At 62.1% G+C, this 22,126-nt stretch carries 18 protein-coding genes; 9 read left to right on the forward strand and 9 right to left on the reverse strand.

Annotated features, from left to right (window positions below):
- Positions 1–48 precede the first annotated feature (48 nt).
- Positions 49–765, reverse strand: coding sequence for a 6-phosphogluconolactonase (pgl, locus tag AC1DZU_RS27055; RefSeq protein ID WP_477289713.1), 717 nt, complete (start codon positions 763–765; stop codon positions 49–51).
- On the reverse strand, positions 747–2,216 hold the full coding sequence (gene zwf, locus AC1DZU_RS27060) for a glucose-6-phosphate dehydrogenase (RefSeq protein WP_477289714.1): 1,470 nt from the start codon (positions 2,214–2,216) through the stop codon (positions 747–749). Before zwf ends, pgl begins: the two co-directional genes overlap by 19 nt.
- Before the next feature lie 326 nt (positions 2,217–2,542).
- On the opposite strand from zwf, the gene AC1DZU_RS27065 reads away from it, so the two are divergent.
- A complete protein-coding gene (locus tag AC1DZU_RS27065; RefSeq protein WP_477289715.1) occupies positions 2,543–3,289 on the forward strand; it encodes an SDR family oxidoreductase in 747 nt (248 codons plus the stop codon).
- A 58-nt stretch (positions 3,290–3,347) separates the two neighbouring features.
- Here the strand turns inward: AC1DZU_RS27065 and AC1DZU_RS27070 are convergent, their stop codons facing one another.
- The 3 genes from AC1DZU_RS27070 to AC1DZU_RS27080 all read right to left on the reverse strand — a co-directional run bounded on the left by AC1DZU_RS27070 (position 3,348) and on the right by AC1DZU_RS27080 (position 7,391).
- Complete coding sequence (locus AC1DZU_RS27070; RefSeq protein WP_477289716.1) at positions 3,348–4,214, reverse strand: SH3 domain-containing protein; 867 nt, start codon at positions 4,212–4,214, stop codon at positions 3,348–3,350.
- A 362-nt stretch (positions 4,215–4,576) separates the two neighbouring features.
- Positions 4,577–5,863 (reverse strand): NAD(P)/FAD-dependent oxidoreductase, encoded by a 1,287-nt coding sequence (locus tag AC1DZU_RS27075; protein ID WP_477289717.1) that lies wholly within the window; start codon positions 5,861–5,863, stop codon positions 4,577–4,579.
- Between the two features lie 91 nt (positions 5,864–5,954).
- A complete protein-coding gene (locus AC1DZU_RS27080; protein WP_477289718.1) occupies positions 5,955–7,391 on the reverse strand; it encodes a glutamine synthetase family protein in 1,437 nt (478 codons plus the stop codon).
- Positions 7,392–7,555: 164 nt separating this feature from the next.
- On the opposite strand from AC1DZU_RS27080, the gene AC1DZU_RS27085 reads away from it, so the two are divergent.
- The gene (locus AC1DZU_RS27085; protein WP_477289719.1) at positions 7,556–8,272 is read left to right on the forward strand and encodes an HAD family hydrolase; all 717 of its coding nucleotides are present in this window, start codon (positions 7,556–7,558) and stop codon (positions 8,270–8,272) included.
- A gap of 102 nt (positions 8,273–8,374) precedes the next feature.
- On the opposite strand, the gene AC1DZU_RS27090 is transcribed toward AC1DZU_RS27085, so the two are convergent.
- From AC1DZU_RS27090 to aceA, 3 genes are all read right to left on the reverse strand, one after another.
- The gene (locus AC1DZU_RS27090) at positions 8,375–8,827 is read right to left on the reverse strand and encodes an ANTAR domain-containing protein (RefSeq protein WP_477289720.1); all 453 of its coding nucleotides are present in this window, start codon (positions 8,825–8,827) and stop codon (positions 8,375–8,377) included.
- A gap of 229 nt (positions 8,828–9,056) precedes the next feature.
- Positions 9,057–9,299: an SMc00767 family acetate metabolism repressor gene (locus AC1DZU_RS27095; protein WP_095088567.1), complete on the reverse strand. Its 243-nt coding sequence runs from the start codon at positions 9,297–9,299 to the stop codon at positions 9,057–9,059.
- A gap of 58 nt (positions 9,300–9,357) precedes the next feature.
- Positions 9,358–10,647 carry an isocitrate lyase gene (gene aceA, locus AC1DZU_RS27100; protein ID WP_477289721.1) on the reverse strand — a complete coding sequence of 430 codons (1,290 nt, stop codon included), beginning with the start codon at positions 10,645–10,647 and terminating at the stop codon, positions 9,358–9,360.
- Positions 10,648–10,884: 237 nt separating this feature from the next.
- Here aceA and AC1DZU_RS27105 point away from each other — a divergent pair, with 237 nt between their 5' ends.
- The 6 genes from AC1DZU_RS27105 to AC1DZU_RS27130 all read left to right on the forward strand — a co-directional run bounded on the left by AC1DZU_RS27105 (position 10,885) and on the right by AC1DZU_RS27130 (position 17,896).
- A complete protein-coding gene (locus tag AC1DZU_RS27105) occupies positions 10,885–12,327 on the forward strand; it encodes a helix-turn-helix domain-containing protein (protein WP_477289722.1) in 1,443 nt (480 codons plus the stop codon).
- A gap of 150 nt (positions 12,328–12,477) precedes the next feature.
- Positions 12,478–13,431 (forward strand): DMT family transporter, encoded by a 954-nt coding sequence (locus AC1DZU_RS27110; RefSeq protein ID WP_477289723.1) that lies wholly within the window; start codon positions 12,478–12,480, stop codon positions 13,429–13,431.
- A gap of 350 nt (positions 13,432–13,781) precedes the next feature.
- The gene (locus AC1DZU_RS27115) at positions 13,782–14,879 is read left to right on the forward strand and encodes a polyamine ABC transporter substrate-binding protein (RefSeq protein ID WP_477289724.1); all 1,098 of its coding nucleotides are present in this window, start codon (positions 13,782–13,784) and stop codon (positions 14,877–14,879) included.
- A gap of 81 nt (positions 14,880–14,960) precedes the next feature.
- Positions 14,961–16,100, forward strand: coding sequence for an ABC transporter ATP-binding protein (locus AC1DZU_RS27120; RefSeq protein ID WP_477289725.1), 1,140 nt, complete (start codon positions 14,961–14,963; stop codon positions 16,098–16,100).
- A gap of 9 nt (positions 16,101–16,109) precedes the next feature.
- On the forward strand, positions 16,110–17,081 hold the full coding sequence (locus AC1DZU_RS27125) for an ABC transporter permease subunit (RefSeq protein WP_477289726.1): 972 nt from the start codon (positions 16,110–16,112) through the stop codon (positions 17,079–17,081).
- The gene (locus tag AC1DZU_RS27130; RefSeq protein ID WP_095088554.1) at positions 17,078–17,896 is read left to right on the forward strand and encodes an ABC transporter permease; all 819 of its coding nucleotides are present in this window, start codon (positions 17,078–17,080) and stop codon (positions 17,894–17,896) included. Before AC1DZU_RS27125 ends, AC1DZU_RS27130 begins: the two co-directional genes overlap by 4 nt.
- 95 nt (positions 17,897–17,991) lie before the next feature.
- Here AC1DZU_RS27130 and AC1DZU_RS27135 read toward each other — a convergent pair whose 3' ends face one another.
- Complete coding sequence (locus AC1DZU_RS27135; protein WP_477289727.1) at positions 17,992–19,845, reverse strand: AsmA family protein; 1,854 nt, start codon at positions 19,843–19,845, stop codon at positions 17,992–17,994.
- Between the two features lie 200 nt (positions 19,846–20,045).
- On the opposite strand from AC1DZU_RS27135, the gene AC1DZU_RS27140 reads away from it, so the two are divergent.
- Complete coding sequence (locus AC1DZU_RS27140; protein ID WP_477289728.1) at positions 20,046–22,004, forward strand: acetoacetate--CoA ligase; 1,959 nt, start codon at positions 20,046–20,048, stop codon at positions 22,002–22,004.
- The last annotated feature ends 122 nt before the right edge of the window (positions 22,005–22,126 follow it).

Genomic DNA, 22,126 nt, shown 5'->3' on the forward strand with positions numbered 1-22,126 from the left:
TCCCGGAACACAATCCGGCTGTCTGCCGGGACCCTCAGCACGTTCAAATCAGGGCGCCCAGAAAACCTCTACAGGCTTGGGTGCGGCATCGAGCACGGCGCGGATGGGCTTTCGCGGTCCAGGCGCGACCGCGCTGGCGAAAGCGGTGCGCTTGTCCTCGCCTTCGATGTGCAGCGCGATGAAGCCGGCATCGACAATGCGCGCCAGCGACAAGGTCAGCCGCGGCTCGACGGCGCTCGCCGCACGAACCGGCAGCACGATCCTGTCGGAGGACGGGTCGAGCAGCTTTGCCAGATCATCGGCATCAGGAAAGAAAGAGGCGGTGTGGCCGTCCGGTCCCATGCCGAGCACGACGACATCGAGCGGCCAGGGCAATGACTGCAGCGCTGCGTTGTCGGACGCCGCCGCATCCTCGATGCCGACGGCTTCGTGATAGAGCGGTACGAACCGTGCCGCTTTTGCCGCGTTCTGCAAGAGATTGGCGGCCACCAGCCCGGCATTGGAGCGCGGCGAGGAGGCCGGCACGAAACGCTCGTCGACCAGCGTCACAATCACCTTGTCCCAGGCGATGGGTATCACCGAAAGGGCGGCGAAGAATTTGGCCGGTGTGGTGCCGCCGGAGACGGCGAGCAACCCTGTGCCGCGCTCGGCGATTGCCTTGGTCAGGCGCCCGGCGACATGTCCGGCAAGGGCGGCCGCCAGCTCCTGGCGCCCGGCGAAGCCGTTCCAGCTATAGGCGACGCTGTTCAATTGCTCTCGTGCCATGTCCGCCCGTCACGTTCGATCAGTGCAATGGAGGCTGACGGTCCCCAGGTGCCCGCTGTGTAGCCCTGCGCTTCCTGTCTGGCGCTTTCCCAGGCGTTCTGGATCGGGTCGATCCATTTCCACGCCGCCTCGACTTCGTCGCGACGCATGAACAGGGTCTGGTTGCCACGGATGACGTCCATGATCAGCCGTTCATAGGCGTCCGGCGCGCGGCCGTCGAAGGATTGCGCGAAGCTCATGTCGAGCGAGATCTGGCGCAGCCGCATGCCGCCCGGACCCGGATCCTTGATCATGATGAACTGCTTGACGCCTTCGTCCGGCTGCAGTCGGATGACCAGTTGGTTGGCGAAGATCGGCCCGGCGCTGTCGCCGAAGATCGAATGCGGGATCGGCTTGAACTCGATGACGATTTCCGAAACCCGCGTCGCCAGCCGCTTGCCAGTCCGCAGGTAAAACGGAACGCCCGCCCAGCGCCAGGTGCCGATCTCGGCCTTGATGGCGACGAAGGTCTCGGTGTTGCTGTCGTGGGCAAGCTCCTCGACATAGCCCTTCACAGCTCCGCTGGCCGAGGCGCCGGCGCGATACTGGCCACGCACAGTGTGCTTCGGCGCCTCGTTGCCGTTGATGCGCTTAAGTGCCCTAAGCACCTTCAGCTTTTCGTCGCGCACCGCGTCGGCGTCCATCGACGATGGCGCTTCCATGGCAACAAGACACAGCAGCTGCAGCATATGGTTCTGCACCATGTCGCGCAGCGCGCCGGCCTTGTCGTAATAGGTGACGCGGTCTTCCAGACCCACGGTCTCGGCCACGGTGATCTGCACGTGGTCGATATGGGCGGAATTCCACAGCGGCTCGTAGAGCGCGTTGGCAAAGCGTAGCGCCATCAGGTTCTGCACCGTCTCCTTGCCGAGATAGTGGTCGATGCGGAAGATCTGGCTTTCGTGGAAATCGTCGCCGACCAGGTCGTTGAGTGCTCGCGCCGAGGCGAGGTCGCGGCCGATCGGCTTCTCCAGCACGATGCGCGAGTTCGGCGTGATCAGCTTGTGCTCTTTCAGCTTGTGCGAGATATCGCCGAACAGCGCCGGCGCCACCGCCAGGTAGAAAGCACGGATGCGGTCGCTATCGCCGATCGCCTTCTTCAGCTTGTCGAAGCCGGCGCCGGTCGTTGCATCGGCCGAGACGTAGGAAAGGCGGGCGAGGAATGTCTTCAGTTCCTTGGCGTCGATGTCGGCAGCCTTGACGTGGTCCGAGATCGCCTGTTTGGCGAAGGCCTGGAATTCCTCGTCGGTCATCTTCGAACGCGACGTGCCGATGATGCGCGTCGGCTCGGAGAACTGATGGTCGCGCTGGCGATAGTAGAGCGACGGCAGAAGCTTGCGTTCCGACAGGTCGCCGGTGCCGCCGAAAATGATAAAGTCGAAAGGATCGACGGGGATGATCTGGCTGGTCATGGTCTGTCCGCTCTGACGCCGGTCGCTGTGACGCGGCTGATATAATCTAATCGATTTAAATTTTCCAGTGCCATGGTGTCACATCTGAGTGTTGCGCCTGCCTCTTGACAGCCCGATACCTCGGAGGCTTGTCGACAGGCGCGGCCCCGGAAGCCTTCGCAGTTGCAGCATAGAGCGGGATCGAAGCGAAAGCCAAAGGAGAAATCGGCGATGACCGCACATCTTTCGACCAACACGGCTAGAAGTCGTGGCCCGGTCAGAAGCCGCGGCTTTGCATGTGCCGCGGGCACTCCGGTCGAACGTCACCAATCATGAGCGGGAAAAGCATGCGTCTGGAAAACAAGGTTGCCGTCATCACCGGTGCTGCGGCGGGCTTTGGCGAGGGCATCGCCAGGCGCTTTGCCGGGGAAGGCGCCAGGGTCGTCGTCGCCGACCTCAACGCCAAGGGCGCGGAGCGTGTCGCCAGCGAGATCGGTGAGGCGGCGATCTGGACCCAGACCGATGTTTCGCTGCGGTCCGAGTTCGACGAGATGGTCTATGCCGCCAAGAGCGCCTTCGGCCGTATCGACATCATGGTCAACAATGCCGGCTACACCCATCGCAACGGCGACATGCTCAACGTCGACGAGGAAACCTTCGACCTGATCACCGCCGTCAACATGAAGGCGATCTATCACGCCGCACGTGCCGTGGTGCCGATCATGGATCGGCAAGGCGGCGGCGTTATCCTGACCACGGCTTCGACCGCCGGTCTGCGGCCGCGGCCCGGCCTCACCTGGTACAATGCCTCGAAGGGCTGGGCGATTACCGCCACCAAGTCGATGGCGGTGGAACTGGCGCCGAAGAACATCCGTGTCAACTGCCTCTGCCCGGTTGCCGGCGAGACCGGCATGCTGGAGAAGTTCATGGGCGCCGACACGCCTGAAATCCGCGAGAAGTTCCGCGCGTCGATCCCGCTCGGCCGGCTTTCGACACCACTCGATATCGCCAACGCCGCACTTTGGCTGGCGTCGGATGAAGCCGCCTTCATCACCGGTGTGGCGCTGGAGGTCGACGGCGGACGCTGCATCTGAGAGCGCCGACGCAAATCAAAATGCTGCACGGCGTTTCGGCGGCGGATCGAGACAGGCGTCAGGCGCCGGTCTTGATGTAGGTCTTGTAAATCCAGCCGGTCTTGCCGTTGTAGGTGATCTGACACCACTTCTTGCAACTCATCACTTGCACCGAGCTTTTGGCTGGCACGGTGAGGATAGCAGCGGCATTTTTCTTCGGGCCGCTGCGCATGGTCACGGCCCTTAGGATCTGTCCTGTTCCGGCGGCCTCGACCTTGCGTGGCTTCGCCTTGGCCTGGCTGTCGTCGCCTTCCGCCGCCGCGAGCTGCTCTGACGGCACTTGCGGCTGCACCGCCGGGATGGCTGCGGTTTTCGCGCCATCGGGACGGCTAGCTGCCGGCGGAGTGGGTGCGGCAACCTTGGCAAGTTCGCTGGCAGCATCGCTATCTGCTACCGGTTGCGCGAATGCCACCGCGGCTTTGCCCGGTGCTTGTTCAGCCTGGTTCGCCACCTTGCCGGGAGCAGGCGTACTGGCAGCAGATGCGGCCTTCGACTGCGAACCGGTCCAACGCGGATCATTGGCTGGCAGTGCCGGAATGGTGGCTTGCGCGGCCGCCACGGCTGGTAAAATCTTGTCCGATTTGGGCGCCGCCTGCGGCACGGCTGATGCAGCCACTGCTGCTCCCCCCGGAGCGATTTTCGTCGTTTTCACCGGAATGGTTGGAATGGTTTGCTCGGGGCTCGCCGCCGCTTGCCTGTCATTGGCCGGCAGCGCCAGCCATAGCGCCACCGCGGCGACTCCAAGCAGTGCGGCTGTGCCGATCGCGGCGATCACCAGATGCGAATTCGAGCGGACCTCCTGCCAGAAGGACGGCCGCATGTCATATCCGAACTGCATGGCAAAGCGCCGACGTTCCGGCGTACCGAAACTGAAGGGCTCTCTCACTCTTGCCACCTCCATAAGCGGGCCGATGTTCTTCCGATCAAATGCCAAGAACCTGGCGCCAGATCTGCATCAGTCCCAAGAATCAAAGCGGGCAAGCCCGCAGAATTCCCCGTCAGTAACCCACAACCGGCATCTTTATATCGCTGATTGTGGCATCACTACGCCCTCATTAGGGATTCTGCTCCTTTGGAGGGGATTCTGCAATGTGCCGTTACGGCAACAAATATTACAACAATATTACATAGATGAGAGCGGTCCGGTCCGTCTGGAGCACGATCCCGAAAAGTGGCATCCGGTTTTTCGCTGGAGATCACGCTCTAAAAAACCGACAGCGTCCCAATTGCACCGGAACACAACAGCTTCTAGATCCTGTCGCGCAACGCGAACCAGTTGAGCGCCAGGAACAGCAGCGGCGCGCGGAAGCGCCGGCCACCGGGGAATGGCGGGATCTTCAGATCCTCGATCAGCTTCAGCCGGTCGCGGTTGCCGGCGACGGTTTCGGCATAGAGCTTGCCGAAGAAGTTCGACAACATGACGCCGTGGCCGGAATAGCCGCCGGCCGAGATCACATTGGGCATCACTTCGCGCACGAACGGCTTGCGCGGCACCGTGATGCCGACATAGCCGCCCCAGCCATGCGTGATCTCGACATCCCTGAGTGCCGGATAGAGTTCGACGATCTGACGCCGGATGTGGATGTGGATATCCTTCGGATCGTTGACGCCATAGACTTCGCGTCCGCCGAACAGTAGCCGCCCGTCCTTCGATCTGCGGAAATAGCGCACGACGAAGCGGGAATCGTCGACCGCCTCGCCGCCCGGCAGCACTGTCGAGTCCGCGCCCAGCGGCACCGTCGCGCCGATGAACGAACCGATCGGCATGATGTGCGCGGCACTCACCGGTTCGAGCGCGCCGCCATAGGCGTTGACCGCGATCAGGCATTTCTGCGCTGTCAGCGTGCCTCTCGGTGTCGAAACCTTGACCTGGCCGCCACTGGAAATGATTGCGGTCGATGGCGTCTCCTCGAACAGCTGCGCGCCGGCCTGTGCCGCCACCCGCGCGGTGCCGATCACCAGCTTCATCGGGTGGATGTGGCCGGTGCCGGTGTCGCGCGTGCCGCCGAAATAGGCGGTCGAGCCCAGCCGCTCCGCCGTCTCCTTGGCATCCATGAACGAGATATGCGGGTAGGAAAAACGGCTCGCCATGATATCGGCATGCGCCTTGTAGTCGTCGACATAGCGCGGCTTGTGCGCCACGGAGAGCTGGCCCGGCATGTAGTCGATATCGATCTGGTTGGCGGCGGCGAACTCGAGGAGATGCGCCTTCGCCTCTTCGGCAAGGTCGAACAGCGCCTTGGCGCGGGAGAAACCGTATTCGGCTTCCAGGTCCTCAACCCAGGCGCGCTGGCCGGTGCCGAGCTGCCCGCCATTGCGCCCAGAGGCACCATCGCCGAAGCGGCAGGCTTCAATCAGCACGACATTCGTGCCCGCCTTGGCAAGGTGAGCAGCCGCCGACAAGCCGGTGAAACCGCCGCCGATGATGACGATGTCACATGTCTTGTCGCCATCCAGCGCCGGATATTCCGGCCGTGGGCCGGCGCTGTCCTCATACCAGGAACGGCCGGGAGAAATCGGGGATTGGTAGGGCATGATGGAGGAAAGACTCGGTGATTCAGAAGGAGGAGGTGAAAAGCAAATAGCGAATAGCGAATAGAAAAATATCGGGCACCTTCGCTACTCCCTACACATTCAGCAACAGATACTCCCGCTCCCACGGACTGATCACTTCCATGAAGGTCTCGAATTCCGCTCGCTTGATCGCGGCATAGGTCGCGGCAAAGGACTTGCCCAGCAGTGCGCAAAGTTCCTCATCGCCCTCGAACAGGTCGACGGCTTCGAGCAGGCTGCGCGGCAGGTCGATCTCCGCCGCGTTGGCGGTGGTCAGCACGGGAGGCTCGGCCTTGATCTTGTTGGTGATTCCGATCAGCCCGCAGGCAAGCGATGCCGCCAGCGCCAAATAGGGATTGGCATCGGAGGAGGGGATGCGGTTTTCGACGCGCCGCGCCGCCGGATCCGAGCGCGGCACGCGGAACGCCGTGGTGCGGTTGTCGTAGCCCCATTTGTTGTTGACCGGGGCCGACGCCGCCTGTGTCAGCCGGCGGTAGGAATTGACATAGGGCGCGAACATCACCAGCGCGTTCGGCACATGCTTCTGCATGCCGCCGATGAAATGGAAGAAGTCTTCGGTTTCCGAGCCGTCCTCCGCCGAAAAGATGTTCTTTCCGGTCTTCTTGTCGATGATCGACTGGTGGATATGCATGGCCGAGCCGGGCTGCCCCTGAATGGGCTTGGCCATGAAGGTGGCATAGATCTCATGTTTGAGCGCGGCCTCGCGAATGGTGCGCTTGAACATGAACACCTGGTCGGCCAGTTCGATCGGGTCGCCGTGGCGCAGGTTGATTTCGAGCTGACCGGCGCCCTCTTCATGGATCAGTGTGTCGATCTCCAGGCCTTGACCCTCGGAGAAATGGTAGATGTCGTCGATCAGTTCATCGAACTCGTTGACGCCGGCGATCGAATAGCCGGCGCCGCCGCCGATCGCGCGCCCCGAACGGCCGACCGGTGGCGTCAGCGGATAGTCCGGATCGGGGTTCTTGCGCACCAGATAGAACTCGATCTCGGGCGCCACCACCGGCTTCAGCCCGAGTTTGTCGTAGGCGGCAAGCACGCGCTTGAGCACATTGCGCGGGGTGAATTCGACCGAGCGTCCGTCCTGGTGGACGAGGTCGCAGATGACAGCGGCCGTCGGGTCTTCTTCCCAGGGCACCACCGTCAGCGTCGACAGATCCGGCATCAGCTTGAGGTCGCCATCGTCTTCCGGATAGTGGAAGCCGTTGCCATCCTCGGGGTAGCCGCCGGAAATCGTCGTCATGAAGACAGCCGATGGCAGTGCCAGCGAGGTGTTGGAGGTGAATTTCTTCGACGGCATCATCTTGCCGCGTGCGACGCCGGCCTGATCAGGGGTGATGCACTCGATGTCCTCGATGCCGCGCCATTCCAGCCAGGCGCTGGCTTCCTTCCAGTTCTTGACGCCACGTTGGTTTTTCACGAAGGCAGGCGTACGCGCCCGTCCTCCGCGGCTCGACGGACGGACTTCCTTTTTTGCAGGCGGCATCATTCACCAGATTGGGTTGCGGATTGCGGAGTATAGCCGTGCGCCCCTGTGGAAGGGAAGGGGAGCCACGCCGGGCGTTGGTCGACACGGTTGAAAATCACGCCAATCGGCCTAGTTTCGGCCGCTTCAATTCCCAATCGAGACCCCAATCCCAATCGAGACTTTGCATGTCACACGACAACAAACTGACGACGATCGGCTTCGATGCCGACGACACGCTCTGGCAAAACGAGCAGTTCTTCCGCATGACGGAAAAGCGCTTTGCCGCCATGCTTGCCGACCATGGCGAAGCCGGGCACATCTCGGCGCGATTGCTGGAGGCCGAAAGACGCAACCTTGCCGTCTATGGCTTCGGCATCAAGGGATTCACGCTGTCGATGATCGAAACGGCGATCGAGGTCACGCAAGGCCGTGTGCCGGCTTCGGTGATTTCAGAAATTCTCGATGCCGGCCGCGAGATGCTGAGCCATCCGATCGAGGCTCTGCCGCATGCGCGCGAAGCTGTCGAGAAGCTTGCCGGCGCGTTCCGCCTGGTGCTGATCACCAAGGGCGACCTCTTCGACCAGGAGCGAAAGCTGGCTGGCTCGGGCCTCGGAGACCTGTTCGACGCGGTCGAGATCGTCAGCGACAAGAGTGCCGCTACCTATGCCCGCCTGTTCAACCGCCACGGCGATGGTCCGGCAAGAAGCATGATGGTCGGCAATTCGCTGAAGTCGGATGTGGTGCCGGCCATCGAGGCGGGCGGTTGGGGTGTCCATGTCCCGCATGAACTGACCTGGGTGCTGGAGCATGTCGAGGCCCCGGTGGCCGAGCCACGCTTCCGCGAGATATCCGATCTCGGACAACTGCCCGGACTGGTCGAAAGCATTGTCAATTCGGGCTGATCTCAAGCAATTCCAGGAAAAGTGTGAAGCGGTTTTCCGTCCGGAATTGCGTCAAGCAAAGAAATACAGTGGTTCTGCGATTCCATGAAACGATGAATCGCTTTAGCGGTTGATCAGGCGATCGATCACCGGCTGCAGCCGTTCGGGTGTGATCGGCTTGGCGACCACAACGTCGATGACGCTCGACAGGCCCAGGCTCTCCGGCGTGCCATTCTTGGTTGAAAGCAGGATCACTGCCGGGAGCGACTTGCCGGAGGCCCGCCGCAACGCGTCGATGCTGGACATCAGATTGTCGCAGTCCTTGTTGTCGGTGCCACCGTCAAGGACAACCGCACCGGGAATGAGGGAGCGCAAGATCTTAGCCGCCATGTCGGGAGATTCCGAGATTGGCTTGAGCCCGGATCGCTCGACGATCTTCGAAATCACCACGCGATTGATTGGCGATCTGCAGACGACGAGCACTTGCGATGGATCGCGGACCGTCTCTGTGTTCGAGTCGCGGGCAACAAAATTCAGGTGTCTTGGAGTCTCGCCTTCACGATTCACTGGGCACACAAGTCGGCCAAGAAGCTCGCCCCTATTTCAATGCAGAGTTGAATCTGGAGCGCAATTGGCGTGAGATCGCCGCCTATGTCAAGTTGAAATAAAAGGCCCCGAAATCATCCCTGGGAACAGTGAATTTCAAGCAACGCTACTGTACTCAACTGTCCACAGGTGGGCTTCATAAAAAGAATTTCACCTGCGCAGAGACTGCGCAGGTGAAGGGTCGGTTGCGCGAGTTCGATCAGCTGTGGCTCTGCTGCGTGACGATCACCGGGATCAAGAGATCGCCCCAGTTTCCGTCGCCGCCATGATGCCGTGCCGAGCGCACGAGCTCCACCGAGACGCCGGCCTCGACTGCCTTCATCACCGACTGGTTGAGGCGGTGCAGATCATTGGCGAGCATGCGGATCGTCGCTTGCTGGTCGACGGTCATCGTCGTGGCCTGTTCTTCGGCGCGTTCCTTGACACGGCTTATCGATGCCATTGGTCTTCTCCTTGTGTTCCAAGCCCTGTTGGGCGTTTCCTCTGTGTTGTTCTGTTTGCTATTCGGCGGCCGGCTTGAATTGCGCGTGCTCGGTCGATTCATGCATGGCGGTGGTCGACGACTGGCCGCCGGTGATCGCCATCGACACGGCGTCGAAATAGCCGGTGCCGACCTCGCGCTGATGCTTGGTCGCCGTGTAGCCATTGGCCTCCGCCGCGAACTCAGCCTCCTGCAACTCGGAATAGGCCGCCATCTGCCGTGTCTTGTAGCCGCGCGCCAGTTCGAACATGCCGTAGTTGAGCTGGTGGAAGCCGGCGAGCGTGATGAACTGGAACTTGTAGCCCATCGCGCCAAGCTCCTTCTGGAACCTGGCGATTGTCGCGTCGTCGAGGTTCTTCTTCCAGTTGAACGATGGCGAGCAATTGTAGGCGAGCAGCTTGTCGGGGTGATGCTTGCGCACCCCCTCGGCGAACTTCCTGGCCTGCGCCAGGTCCGGCTTGGAAGTCTCGCACCAGATCAGGTCCGCGTGAGGCGCATAGGCGACGGCGCGGGCAATGCAGGGCTCGATGCCGTTCCTGACGTTGTAGAAGCCTTCCACGGTGCGCCCGGCGCCGTAGTCGACGAAAGGCTGGTCGCGTTCGTCGATGTCGGACGTCAGCAGCTTGGCGGCTTCCGCATCGGTGCGCGCGACGACCAGGGTCGGTGTGCCCATCACGTCCGCCGCCAGGCGCGCGGCGTTGAGGTTGCGGATGTGCGCCGCAGTCGGGATCAGCACCTTGCCACCGAGATGGCCGCACTTCTTTTCCGACGCCAGCTGATCCTCGTAGTGAACGCCGGCCGCGCCCGCCTCGATGAAGGCCTTCATGATCTCGAAGGCGTTGAGCGGCCCGCCGAAACCGGCTTCCGCATCAGCGACGATCGGCGCGAACCAGGTCTCGACCGAAAGCCCGTTGCCTTCCGAGGTTTCGATCTGGTCGGCGCGCTGCAGCGTACGGTTGATGCGCTTGACCAGTTCGGGCGCTGCGTTGGCCGGATAAAGCGACTGATCCGGATACATCGCGCCAGCGGTGTTGGCGTCGGCGGCAACCTGCCAGCCCGACAGGTAGATCGCCTTCAGCCCGGCGCGCACCTGCTGCATCGCCTGGTTGCCGGACATGGCGCCGAGTGCGTTGACGAAGTCCTCCTCGTGGATGAGCTTCCACAGCCGGTTGGCGCCCATTTCCGCAAGGCTCTGGCGGATCTGAACCGAACCACGCAGCCGCTTCACATCCTCCGGAGAATAGGGCCGTTCGATGCCGTCGAAACGACCTTCCGGCGCCGAGGGGACGAGATTGTAAAAGTCAGTCATTGGTCACTCCGAAGGATTGCTGCATCGTGTCCGGGCACCGATCATCTGCGCACCGGAATATGACTGAATTTACATTGCAGCGCGAAATGGGCCAGTAAAATCAGCGAATTTGGACGAACATAAGGGAAAATCTGTGTTGTGTTTGACAGAGAGCCCTTGTAAATTTGTCATGATTGTAAAAGGCTGGATGCATGACGGTCCCTGCGAAGTTATGTAAATTCTTGTCAAGGATAGTCGATGGCTGACCAGAAAATCTTTGCCGGACCGCGCATCCGACGCATCCGCAACGCCAAGGGCCTGACGCAGACGGCAATGGCCGAGGGGCTCGGCATCTCGCCGTCCTATCTCAACCTGATCGAGCGCAACCAGCGGCCGCTGACGGTGCAATTGATCCTCAAGCTGGCGTCCGTCTACAAGGTCGATCCGCACGAACTGCAGGGCGAGGCAAGGGGGTCCATCGCCGCCTTGAAGGAAGTGTTCACGGATCCTCTGCTGGTCGGCGAGCTACCGGGAGATCAGGAACTGATCGAGCTTGCCGAGGCGGCGCCCAACGCGTCCGCAGCGGTGGTAAAACTGTTCCGCGCCTATCGCGAGCAGGCCGAGCGCCTGTCCGACCTCAACGAGCTCCTGGCGCGCGAAGGTCGCGCGACGGCACTTTCCGGCGCCCGCCTGCCGATCGACGAGGTGCACGAGATTTTCGAGCGCCGGCCGAACCATTTCGAGGCACTCGAGGAAGAGGCTGCGGCGTTCACCTCGGTGCTCGATCCCGGCGACGATCTGTTCGGCGCGTTGAAGGCCTGGCTGAAGCGCGAATACGGCATCGTGGTCAAGGTGCTGCCGGTTGCCACCATGCCGAACTGGCGCCGCCGTTATGATCGCCACTCTCAGCGCCTGTTCCTGTCCGAACGGCTGTCGCCGTTCGACCAACTGCGCGAAGTAGCGATGGAGGCCTGCCTGATCCGCATGACGGTCGCGGTCGCCGGCGAGATCCAGGCGCTCAAATTGACCACCGACGAGGCCCGCCGTCTCGCCCGTTTCGAACTCGGCCGCTATGCGGCGCATGCGCTGATGATGCCCTACCAGGCCTTTCACGCGGCTGCCGTGCGCGCCCGCTATGATATCGACGTTCTGCGTTCGCGTTTCGGCGTCTCGTTCGAACAGGCGGCGAACCGGCTGACCATGCTGCAGCGGCAGGGCGTTCAGGGCGTGCCGTTCTTCATGCTGGAGGTCGACAATGCCGGCAACCGCTTCCGCAAGGCCGGCAGCCAGGGCTTTCCGCAAAGCCGCTTCGGCGGCGGCTGTCCCAAGCTGCCCGTGCATGTCGCTTTCACCCAGCCCGGCCAGATCTTCGTCGAGGCGGTGGAAATGCCCGACGGCGCCGAGTTCCTGTGCATCGCCCGCACACTGGAAGGTCCGCAAGGCGCCTTCTCCGAGCGTCCGCGCCGCACGGCGCTGCTGCTTGGGTGCGACATCGGCTTTCGCGATGACATCGTCTATGGCGCGGCACTTCCCGGCGCGGCAGCTACCACGAAGGCGGGCAGCGTCACGGCGACGCCGGTCGGGCCCGCCTGCCGGCTTTGCGAACGCGTCGGCTGTCTGGCGCGCGCCGAGCCGCCGGTGACGCGTCCGCTCGGCCTCGACGAGATGGTGACCGGCCTGAGCGCCTTCGACTTTCAGTAACGCCGGGCGCCAGTGACGCCGGACTGGGTGCCACAATTGTCGTCGGTCACTGGCTCACCCCCGGCCTTCGCCTTTGCGTTACGCGAACGGAGTATCTTTTTGTCGTCCCTTGCGCATCGTCCCGTCCACAAAAGCCCGACAGTCGCGCCCATGACCGACACAGCACCATCACCGAGCGTTGTTTTGTCGACCGTCTCGCCGCGCGAGGAACGCGTCGGCATGCTTTTGGTGTTTCTGTCGGCGCTGATATGGAGTTTCGGCGGCACCATTGCCCGCTTCATCACCGTCGGCGACAGCTGGACGGTTATTTTCTGGCGCTCCGTCTGGGCAGCGGCCTCCCTGATCTGCTTCATGGTCTGGCGCGACGGTTGGCGCGGCACGCTGAAATTGTTCCGCGACATGGGTCTGCCCGGCCTGGCCGTCGGGGTCTGCTTCGCCACTGCATCGGCCGCGTTCGTCGTCGCACTTGCCTACACCACCGTCGCCAACATCCTGCTGATGCAGGCCGGCGTGCCGCTTCTGGCTGCGCTGTTTGCCTGGGCGTTGTTTCGCGAAAGGGTGACAGTCGCGACCTGGCTGGCGATTGCCGCCGTCATCACCGGTGTCGCCATCATGGTGTCGGAATCGCTTGATGGCGCCGTCTCGCCGATAGGCGACGGGCTGGCGCTCTTGATTGCTGTCATGTTCTCGATCGCCACCGTCATCACCCGGCGGTTCTCCGGCGTGCGCATGACGCCGGCGACCTGCGTCGGCACCATGCTTGCGGCGGGCTTTGCCGCCTCGCAGGCATCGACATTCGCCGTGTCGGCCAGTGACATGGGCTTTCTCTTTGCCTTCGGCGTTATCAATCTCGGTCTTGGCCTTGCCTTCTTCGCCACCGGAGCGCGGCTGATTCCGGCGGCCGTCGCCGCACTGATCGGCACGTTCGAGCCGATCCTCGGCCCGATATGGGTCTGGTTGGTCCATTCCGAGGTGCCGTCGGGGCGCACCATCATCGGCGGCGCGGTGGTGGTGACGGCGCTGCTCGTCCATATCGGGCTTGAATTCAAGCGCCAGGCACGACCCGAGCGTGCGGGGGTCACAGGGGTGCCATCGCCTAATTGATGCGGCGTGCAAGCTTTGCCATTGACAAATTCGCTGCCGCGCGGGCAGGCTGAGACTACGCAACAACAAGACAGGCGTATCTTGCCAAGTCTCCCTGCCGGTCAGATCGAGACCGGACCACATCGTCGTATCTCTGCCCCCGCCACGGCGAAAGCCTTTGACGGTATCCGCACGCCTCCCAGGCAGCGACAGGGACACAAACCCACCACCCGCCGCTCATCGAACCGCCCGCATGCTGTCCGCAGTTGGCGCTTGTTGCTTCCTGGAAAGCTCAATAGTCTGAAACAAATGCCCGGCCGCGCGGGGTCCGCGACGAGCCGGCGAAGGAACACTCATCAAAGGAGAATAGCATGATCCGCAAAGCGCTGTGGCTTTCGGCGACATCGGTATTTCTGACGCTCTTCACTGTTGGCGGCCATGCCGAAGACCGTGTCATCAATGTCTTCAACTGGTCGGATTATATCGATAGCTCCGTCATCGAGGACTTCACCAAGCAGACCGGCATCAAGGTCGTCTACGACACATTCGATTCCAACGAGATCCTCGAAACCAAGCTGCTTGCGGGCGGCAGCGGCTATGACGTCGTCGTGCCCAGCGGCAATTTCCTTGCCCGCCAGATCCAGGCCGGCGTCTTCCAGAAACTCGACAAGTCGAAGCTGCCGAACATCTCCAACATGTGGGACGTCATTTCGGAGCGCACCGCCAAGTACGATCCCGGCAACGAATATTCGGTCAACTACATGTGGGGCACCGTCGGCATCGGCTATAACGTCAAGAAAGTGCAGACCGCGCTCGGCACCGACAAGATCGACAGCTGGGATGTGTTCTTCAATCCCGACAGTCTCGCCAAGCTGAAGGATTGCGGCGTCTATGTGCTGGATTCGCCGGCCGACATCATTCCGGCGGCGCTGAAATATGTCGGCCTCGACCCCAACAGCACCTCGCCCGACGACATTGCTAAGGCCGAGGAAGCCCTGATGAAGGTCCGCCCCTTCATCAGGAAATTCCACTCGTCCGAATATATTAACGCCTTGGCCAACGGCGACATCTGCCTGGCTATCGGCTTCTCCGGGGACGTCTTCCAGGCCCGCAACCGCGCCCAGGAGGCCAAGCAGGGTGTCGAGATCGGCTATTCCGTGCCGAAGGAAGGCGCCCAGATATGGTTCGACCAGATGGCGATCCCCGCTGATGCGCCGCATGTCGCCGAGGCGCATGAATTCATCAACTACATGATGAAGCCGGAAGTCATCGCCAAGTCTTCAAACTTCGTGCTCTACGCCAACGGCAACAAGGCTTCGCAGCAGTTCGTCGACAAGGCGATCCTGGACGATCCGTCAATCTACCCGGACGAAGCGACGGTGCAGAAGCTCTATACGGTCCAGCCGTACGATCCCAAGGCCCAGCGCGTCATCACGCGCACCTGGACCAAGATCGTCACCGGCCAATAAGCAATCTGATTGGTCCCGGCAGTCACCTGCCGGGACCAATTCTTTCCGGGGCAAGAAGCAAAAATCAGGACGGAGTGGGACATGAAATCGCTTGGCAGCATCCGCAGGGATTTTGCGCCGTGGAACGACCCGAACGCCAAGCCATACATCCAGTTCGACAATGTCACCAAGAAGTTCGGTGACTTCACCGCCGTCAACAATCTGTCGCTGACCATCTTCGAGCGCGAGTTCTTCGCCCTGCTCGGCGCGTCGGGCTGCGGAAAGTCGACGCTGCTCAGGATGCTCGCAGGCTTCGAGGAGCCGACAGCCGGCCGCATCCTGCTCGACGGCCAGGATCTGCGCGGCATTCCGCCTTATCGGAGGCCGGTCAACATGATGTTCCAGTCCTATGCGCTGTTCCCGCATATGACGGTCGAGAATAACATCGCCTTTGGCCTCAAGCAGGACGGCATGCCGAAGCCCGAGATCGCGTCTCGCGTCGCCGAGATGCTGAAGCTGGTCAAGCTCGAGCAGTTCGCCAAGCGCAAGCCGCATCAATTGTCCGGTGGCCAGCGCCAGCGCGTCGCGCTCGCCCGCTCGGTTGCCAAGCGGCCCAAGGTGCTGTTGCTCGACGAGCCGCTCGGCGCGCTGGACAAGAAGCTGCGCGAGGAAACACAGTTCGAATTGATGGACCTGCAGCAGAATCTCGGCCTGACCTTCGTCGTCGTCACCCACGACCAGGAAGAAGCGATGACCATGGCCGACCGCATCGCCATCATCGACAAGGGCGAGGTGATGCAGGTGGCGACGCCCGCCGAAGTCTATGAAGCCCCGACATCGCGCTTTGTCGCCCATTTCGTCGGCAACGTGAACATGTTCGAGGGCAAGGTCGCCGAGCAGACCGCAAACACGACACGCATCGCGGGTTCGAGCGGAGCCCAGATCGTCGTCGACAACGCCGCCAAGACGGCTGCAGGCGCCGATATCGTGTTCGCCATCAGGCCGGAGAAGATCAAGATTTCGTCTAAAAAGCCGGCCGATGCAGTGAATGCACTTGAAGGTAAAGTCTATGACATCGCCTATCTCGGCGACATGACCGTTTTTCACGTCAGGCTGGATGACGGGCAGATGGTGCGGGCCAGCACCATGAACGCGGCCCGCATCACAGAGGATCCGCTGAGCTGGAACGACCGCGCCTGGGTTTCTTTCCGGCCCGACGCCGGCGTCGTGCTGACGCGGTAGGGGGCGGTCATGTCGAACGCCGCCGCCACCGCCGCATCAGCCCCGGCAACCAATGCCGACAAGTCCATCCTGGCCAGGCTGGGAGCGGCTTTCGTCGGCCGCCTGGTCATCATCATCCCTTATGTCTGGCTGCTTTTTTTCTTCCTCATTCCCTTCATCATCGTCTTCAAGATTTCGTTGTCGCAGACGGCGATCGCCATGCCCCCCTACACGCCGGTGCTCGACTTCAAGGACGGCATCTCCGGGTTCTTCGCCGGCTTTGGCGCGCTCAGCTTCGACAACTACGCCTGGCTGACGCAGGATGCCCTCTATTTCAACGCCTATGTAACAAGCGTCATCATCGCCGCGATCTCGACGGTCCTGACGCTGATCGTCGGCTACCCGATCGCCTATGGCATGGCGCGCGCGCCGGCAACGATCCGTCCGACATTGCTGATGCTGGTGATCCTGCCGTTCTGGACCTCGTTCCTGATCCGCGTCTATGCCTGGATCGGCATCCTCAAGCCCGAGGGGCTGCTCAACCAGCTGCTGCTTGCCACAGGCATCATCAGCCAGCCCCTGATCATCCTCAACACCTACACGGCAATCTTCATCGGTATCGTCTATTCCTACCTGCCGTTCATGGTGCTGCCGCTCTATTCGTCGCTTGAAAAGATGGACTATTCGCTGATCGAGGCCGCCAAGGATCTTGGCTGCCCGCCGACCAGCGCGTTCTGGAAGATCACCTTTCCGCTGTCGCTGCCGGGCGTCATCGCCGGCTGTCTGCTGGTGTTCATCCCCGCCGTTGGCGAGTTCGTCATTCCCGATTTGCTTGGTGGATCGCAGACGCTGATGATCGGCAAGACGCTGTGGAACGAGTTCTTCGCCAATCGTGACTGGCCGGTGTCGTCGGCCGTGGCCGTCATCCTTCTGCTGCTTTTGACCGTGCCGATCATGTTCTTCCAGCAGGCCCAGGCGCGCGCCCAGGAGCAGGACAAATGAACACCACCTGGAGCCGCTTCAACGTCACCTCGATCGTGCTGGGCTTTGCCTTCTTGTACCTGCCGATCGTCCTGCTCATTGTCTTCTCCTTCAACGAGTCGAAACTGGTTACCGTCTGGGGCGGTTTCTCGACCAAATGGTACGTTTCGCTGTTCCACAATCAGGGCCTGATGGACGCCACCTGGGTCACGGCCCGCGTCGGCGTCATTTCGGCCACGGTTGCGACCGTGCTCGGCACGCTGGCGGCGCTCACCTTGACCCGCTACACGCGGTTCAGGGGCAGGTTGCTGTTTTCAGGCATGGTCTTTGCGCCGCTTGTCATGCCTGAAGTCATCACCGGCCTGTCGCTGCTGCTGCTGTTTGTCGCCGTCGGTCTCGACCGCGGCTTCTTGACCGTCACGCTCGCCCACATCACGCTCACCATGTGCTTCGTCGCCGTCGTCGTGCAGTCGCGCCTGGTCAGCTTCGACCGCTCCCTGGAAGAAGCTGCGATGGATCTGGGCGCAACGCCGGTGAAGACCTTCTTCCAGATCACGCTGCCGGTCATCATGCCGGCGATCGTGTCCGGCTGGATGCTGGCCTTCACGCTTTCGCTCGACGATCTGGTCATCGCCAGCTTCACCTCAGGGCCTGGCGCAACAACCCTGCCAATGAAGATCTACAGCCAGGTGCGTCTCGGCGTGACACCGGAGATCAACGCCGCTTGCACCATCCTGATCGCCGTTGTCGCGGTCGGCGTCATCATCGCCTCGGTCGCCAACAAGCGGCGTGAGGTGCAGCGCCAACTCGACGAGCGGGCGGCACAACGCGGCTGAAGCAATTCCAGGAAAAAGTGTGGCTGCGGTTTTCCCCGGAAAAACGCGTAGCGCTTTCCCTGGGGAATTGCGTCAGGACAAAGCGGGGCTAACGTCTATTCCCCTGAAACGCCGCGGCTGATCGGGGAGATGAACGGCGTGGTCCACGTCCCGCCGACGAAGAACGATGCTTGGTTGGGGCCTTGCTGGCCGTTGGCCTGCGTTCCCGCCTGGTCCGGCTGGATGATTCCGCCGGACAGGGCCAGTCCTCGTCCGGCGTAGGACGCGATCCCGGACAGCCAGAGCTTGTATTTCGCCGAATTGGCTTCGGCCTTGTCGATCCGCGCCACGCCCTTCGTAATGCTGGCCTTGATCTCGGCACCGTCGATCGGCAGTGTTCCGTCGGAGACGTCGTCGAGCGCGAAGAAGCCGCCTTGTTCGGTATGCTTGAGGAAGGCGGGCAGGTTGAGCTTGTTCAACGCACCCGGTCCGAAGGTTGCAGTGACCGAGCCGTCGGCATTGTCGAAGATGGAATCCCAGGTTCTGCCCGGGCCCTTGAGGATAACCGAGACCGTTCCAGTGCCGACCGGAACCAGCCGCGTCATTCCCGCCGCCGTACCGAAGGCACCGCCGTCGATGTCGGACGCCAGCAACCGGATCTCGACCTGCGAGCCTTCCGGCTTGCGGTCGAAGCGAAGGCTGCTCTGGATGTTGCCGCCAAAGGCCGAGGCATCCGAAATATCGAAGACGGAAAGACCATCCTTGACCTGTGCGGTGGCGGCGACGTCGGCGAGTTGGATCGGCCCCGCCGTGGCGTGCGCTGCCGACAGCCTGAGATCGAGATTGATCTTGTCGGCGAAACTTGTGTCGATGTCGCCGGGTTCCGCCCCTCCGGTCGGCGCCAGTGGCGTGAAGGCCGACAGAAACGATCTGAGGTCGAGCGTGTCGAAGGCGAGCGTGCCGGAGATCACCGGCTGCGCCTCGCCCAGCGAGAGATCCAGCGCACCCATTCCTGGATTGTTGTCCAGCGCGATCGCGGTGTTGTCGAATTTGACGCGCCCTGCCGTCGCTGTGATCTTGCTCGAAATGCTGACCGAGCCGATCGCAGCACTCGGCGCGATACCGGCCTGCGACCATTCCAGGACACGCCGCAGCGAAGGTGCCGAGAATTTCGCCTGGCCGTCGAAATAGGCGTTTTCGGACATGCTGGCCGTGCCGTCGAACGAGAAGGTCGCGGGTGCCGCCTTGAAGGACAGCGTGAGCGGTGCCGTACCGCCGGCAAACAGCACAAGCGGTTTCGGCGAGGCGACGTCCAGCGCGACGCTTTCGCCACGCCAGATCCCTGTTGCCGACAGCGTCGCATTGCTGTTCATCGCCGCCCAATTCGCCTGGCCGGACAGGCTGCTTAGGATCTCGACGTCCTTGCCGGCGATGGACGCGACCATGCGGCCGTCGCGGAACTCCACCGTGCCGAACGTGTCGGCCGGCAGCTTGTCGAGGTTGGGCTTGGCGGGATCGGCATTGACCACGCCGCGCGCCGTGTCGATGGAACGCGTGATGCGCCCGCCGGTCGGGACGGCAGGCAGGAAAAAGCCGGCCGGTGTTCGCTCAACCCGGATCGTCGGCCGCACCAGCCGCGCTGTCGAAAACTCCACGTCGCCGCGCAAGGCCGCCATGGCGGAAAGGTCAACCTCGACCCGCTCGGCCTCGACCACCGGCGGCGCCTCGGTGTCGGTCCATTGCGAAAGCGTCACATCGGTCAGGATCGCGCGGAATTTCGGCCAGACCTCGATGCGCGGCGAGCCGTCGATGGCGACCCGGAAGCCGCTCCACGCACTCATCTCCCAGGCGATGCGGTCGCGCACGATCCGGGTGGAGGCGATCAACGGCAGCGCGGCAACGACCAGCGCGATGACGAGCACGGCAGTGCCGATCGCCCATATTCCGCGCCGGATCAAAGATGATGGCATATCGCCCCGTATGTTTCCATTCCGACAAAAATCGCCTGACGGGTGTAACCCCAGTCGTCACTACGACTTAGGGCTGAGGCATTTCAAGTCTTTATGGCCCGGCGATGGCATTTGCGCACATCTGGTCTCACTGACCGAACAAAATCTTGCTCTGCTGCGCTGCGATATGCATAAGCGGTGGCGACCGCGGAGGAACGATCATGGCTGCCGAAGTACCGCTCTGGACCCCGACGCAAGACCAGATTGATGCAGCACCCTTGACTGCTTTCATGAAGGCCGCGGCAGTGAAAGCCGGCGTAGCGTTTTCTTCGTATTCGGAGCTTCACCGCTGGTCGGTCGAGGACCGCGAAGGGTTCTGGAACCTGGTCTGGGACTTCGGCGGCATCGTCGGCGACAAGGGCAAGACCGTGCTTGTCGACGGCGACCGGATGCCTGGTGCTTCCTTCTTCCCCGACGCGACCCTGAATTTCGCCGAGAATCTGCTGAAGAAGACCGGCGCTGGTGAGGCAATCGTGTTTCGCGGCGAGGACAAGGTCGAGCGCCGGCTGTCATGGAACGAGCTGCAGGCGCTGACGTCGCGGCTGCAGCAGCTTTTCCTGTCGCTCAAGGTGAAGAGGGGCGATCGCATCGCGGCGATGATGCCCAACATGCCGGAGACCGTTGCCGCCATGCTGGCTGCCGCCTCGATCGGCGCTGTCTGGTCGTCCTGCTCTCCCGATTTCGGCGAGCAGGGCGTGCTCGACCGCTTTGGCCAGATCGAGCCGGTCGTCTTCATCGCGCCCGATGGCTACTGGTACAATGGCAAGGCGATCGAGGTCGCCGACAAGATCGCAGCGGTTGCGGCCAAGCTTGGCACGGTGCGCAAGGTTCTGGTCGTCGACTATCTCGGCACCTCGAGCGATGTCGCGGATATCATCGACAAGGCCGTGGCGCTGGAAGAGGCGCTTTCGCCTTTCGCCGTCAAGCCAGTCACCTTCGAGCGGCTGCCGTTCGCGCATCCGCTCTACATCCTGTTCTCGTCGGGAACGACCGGCATTCCCAAATGCATCGTCCATTCGGCCGGCGGCACGCTGATCCAGCATGTCAAGGAACATCGGCTGCATGCGGGTCTCGCCGACGGCAATCGCTTCTTCTACTTCACCACTTGCGGCTGGATGATGTGGAACTGGCTGGTGTCGGGGCTCGCGTCGGGCGCGACGCTGCTGCTTTATGACGGCTCTCCGTTCTACCCAAACGGCAATGTACTGTTCGACTTCGCCGATGCCGAGAAGATGACCTTTTTCGGCACCTCAGCCAAGTTCATCGATTCCGTGCGCAAGGCCGGTCTCAAGCCGATCCGCACGCATGATCTTTCGAGTGTGCGGGCGATTTCTTCCACCGGGTCGCCGCTGTCACCGGAGGATTTCCGCTTCGTCTATGACGGCATCAGCAAGGACGTGCATCTGGCGTCGGTGTCCGGCGGCACCGACATCGTCTCCTGCTTCGTGCTCGGCGTGCCGACGCAACCGGTGTGGACTGGCGAGATCCAGGGACCTGGCCTTGGCCTTGCCGTCGATGTCTGGGACGACGACGGCAAGCCGATCAGCCAGGAGAAGGGCGAGCTTGTCTGCACCAAGGCATTTCCGTCGATGCCGATCGGCTTCTGGAACGATCCCGAGGGCAAGAAATACCAGGCAGCCTATTTCGAGCGTTTCGACAATGTCTGGTGCCATGGCGATTTCGCCGAATGGACCGTGCATGGCGGCATGATCATCCACGGCCGCTCCGACGCGACGCTTAATCCGGGCGGCGTGCGCATCGGCACGGCGGAGATCTACAACCAGGTCGAACAGATGCCGGAGATTCTGGAAGCGCTTTGCATCGGCCAGGATTTCGACAACGACGTGCGCGTCGTGCTGTTCGTGCGGCTCGCAGCCGGCGTCAAACTGGATGACGATCTGGAAAAGCGCATCCGCTCTAAGATCCGCAGCGGGGCGAGCCCGCGTCACGTACCAGCCAAGATCGTCGCCGTCACCGACATCCCGCGCACCAAGTCCGGCAAGATCACCGAGCTTGCGGTCCGCGACGTCGTCCACGGCCGTGCCATCAAGAACAAGGAGGCGCTCGCCAACCCCGAGGCGCTGGAGCTGTTCAGGAACCTGCCGCAGTTGGCCGAGTGATCGGGCAGGCATGGTTAACCAAATATGTCGCGAGAATTTACCTAGATTTCATGAGTGGTACACATTCGTAAACTTTCCGCTGCGCCGGTAAGGAGTTGTTAAGGCCCGGCGTCGATAGTCGG

Source organism: Mesorhizobium sp. P2_A12 (genome assembly GCF_056405075.1).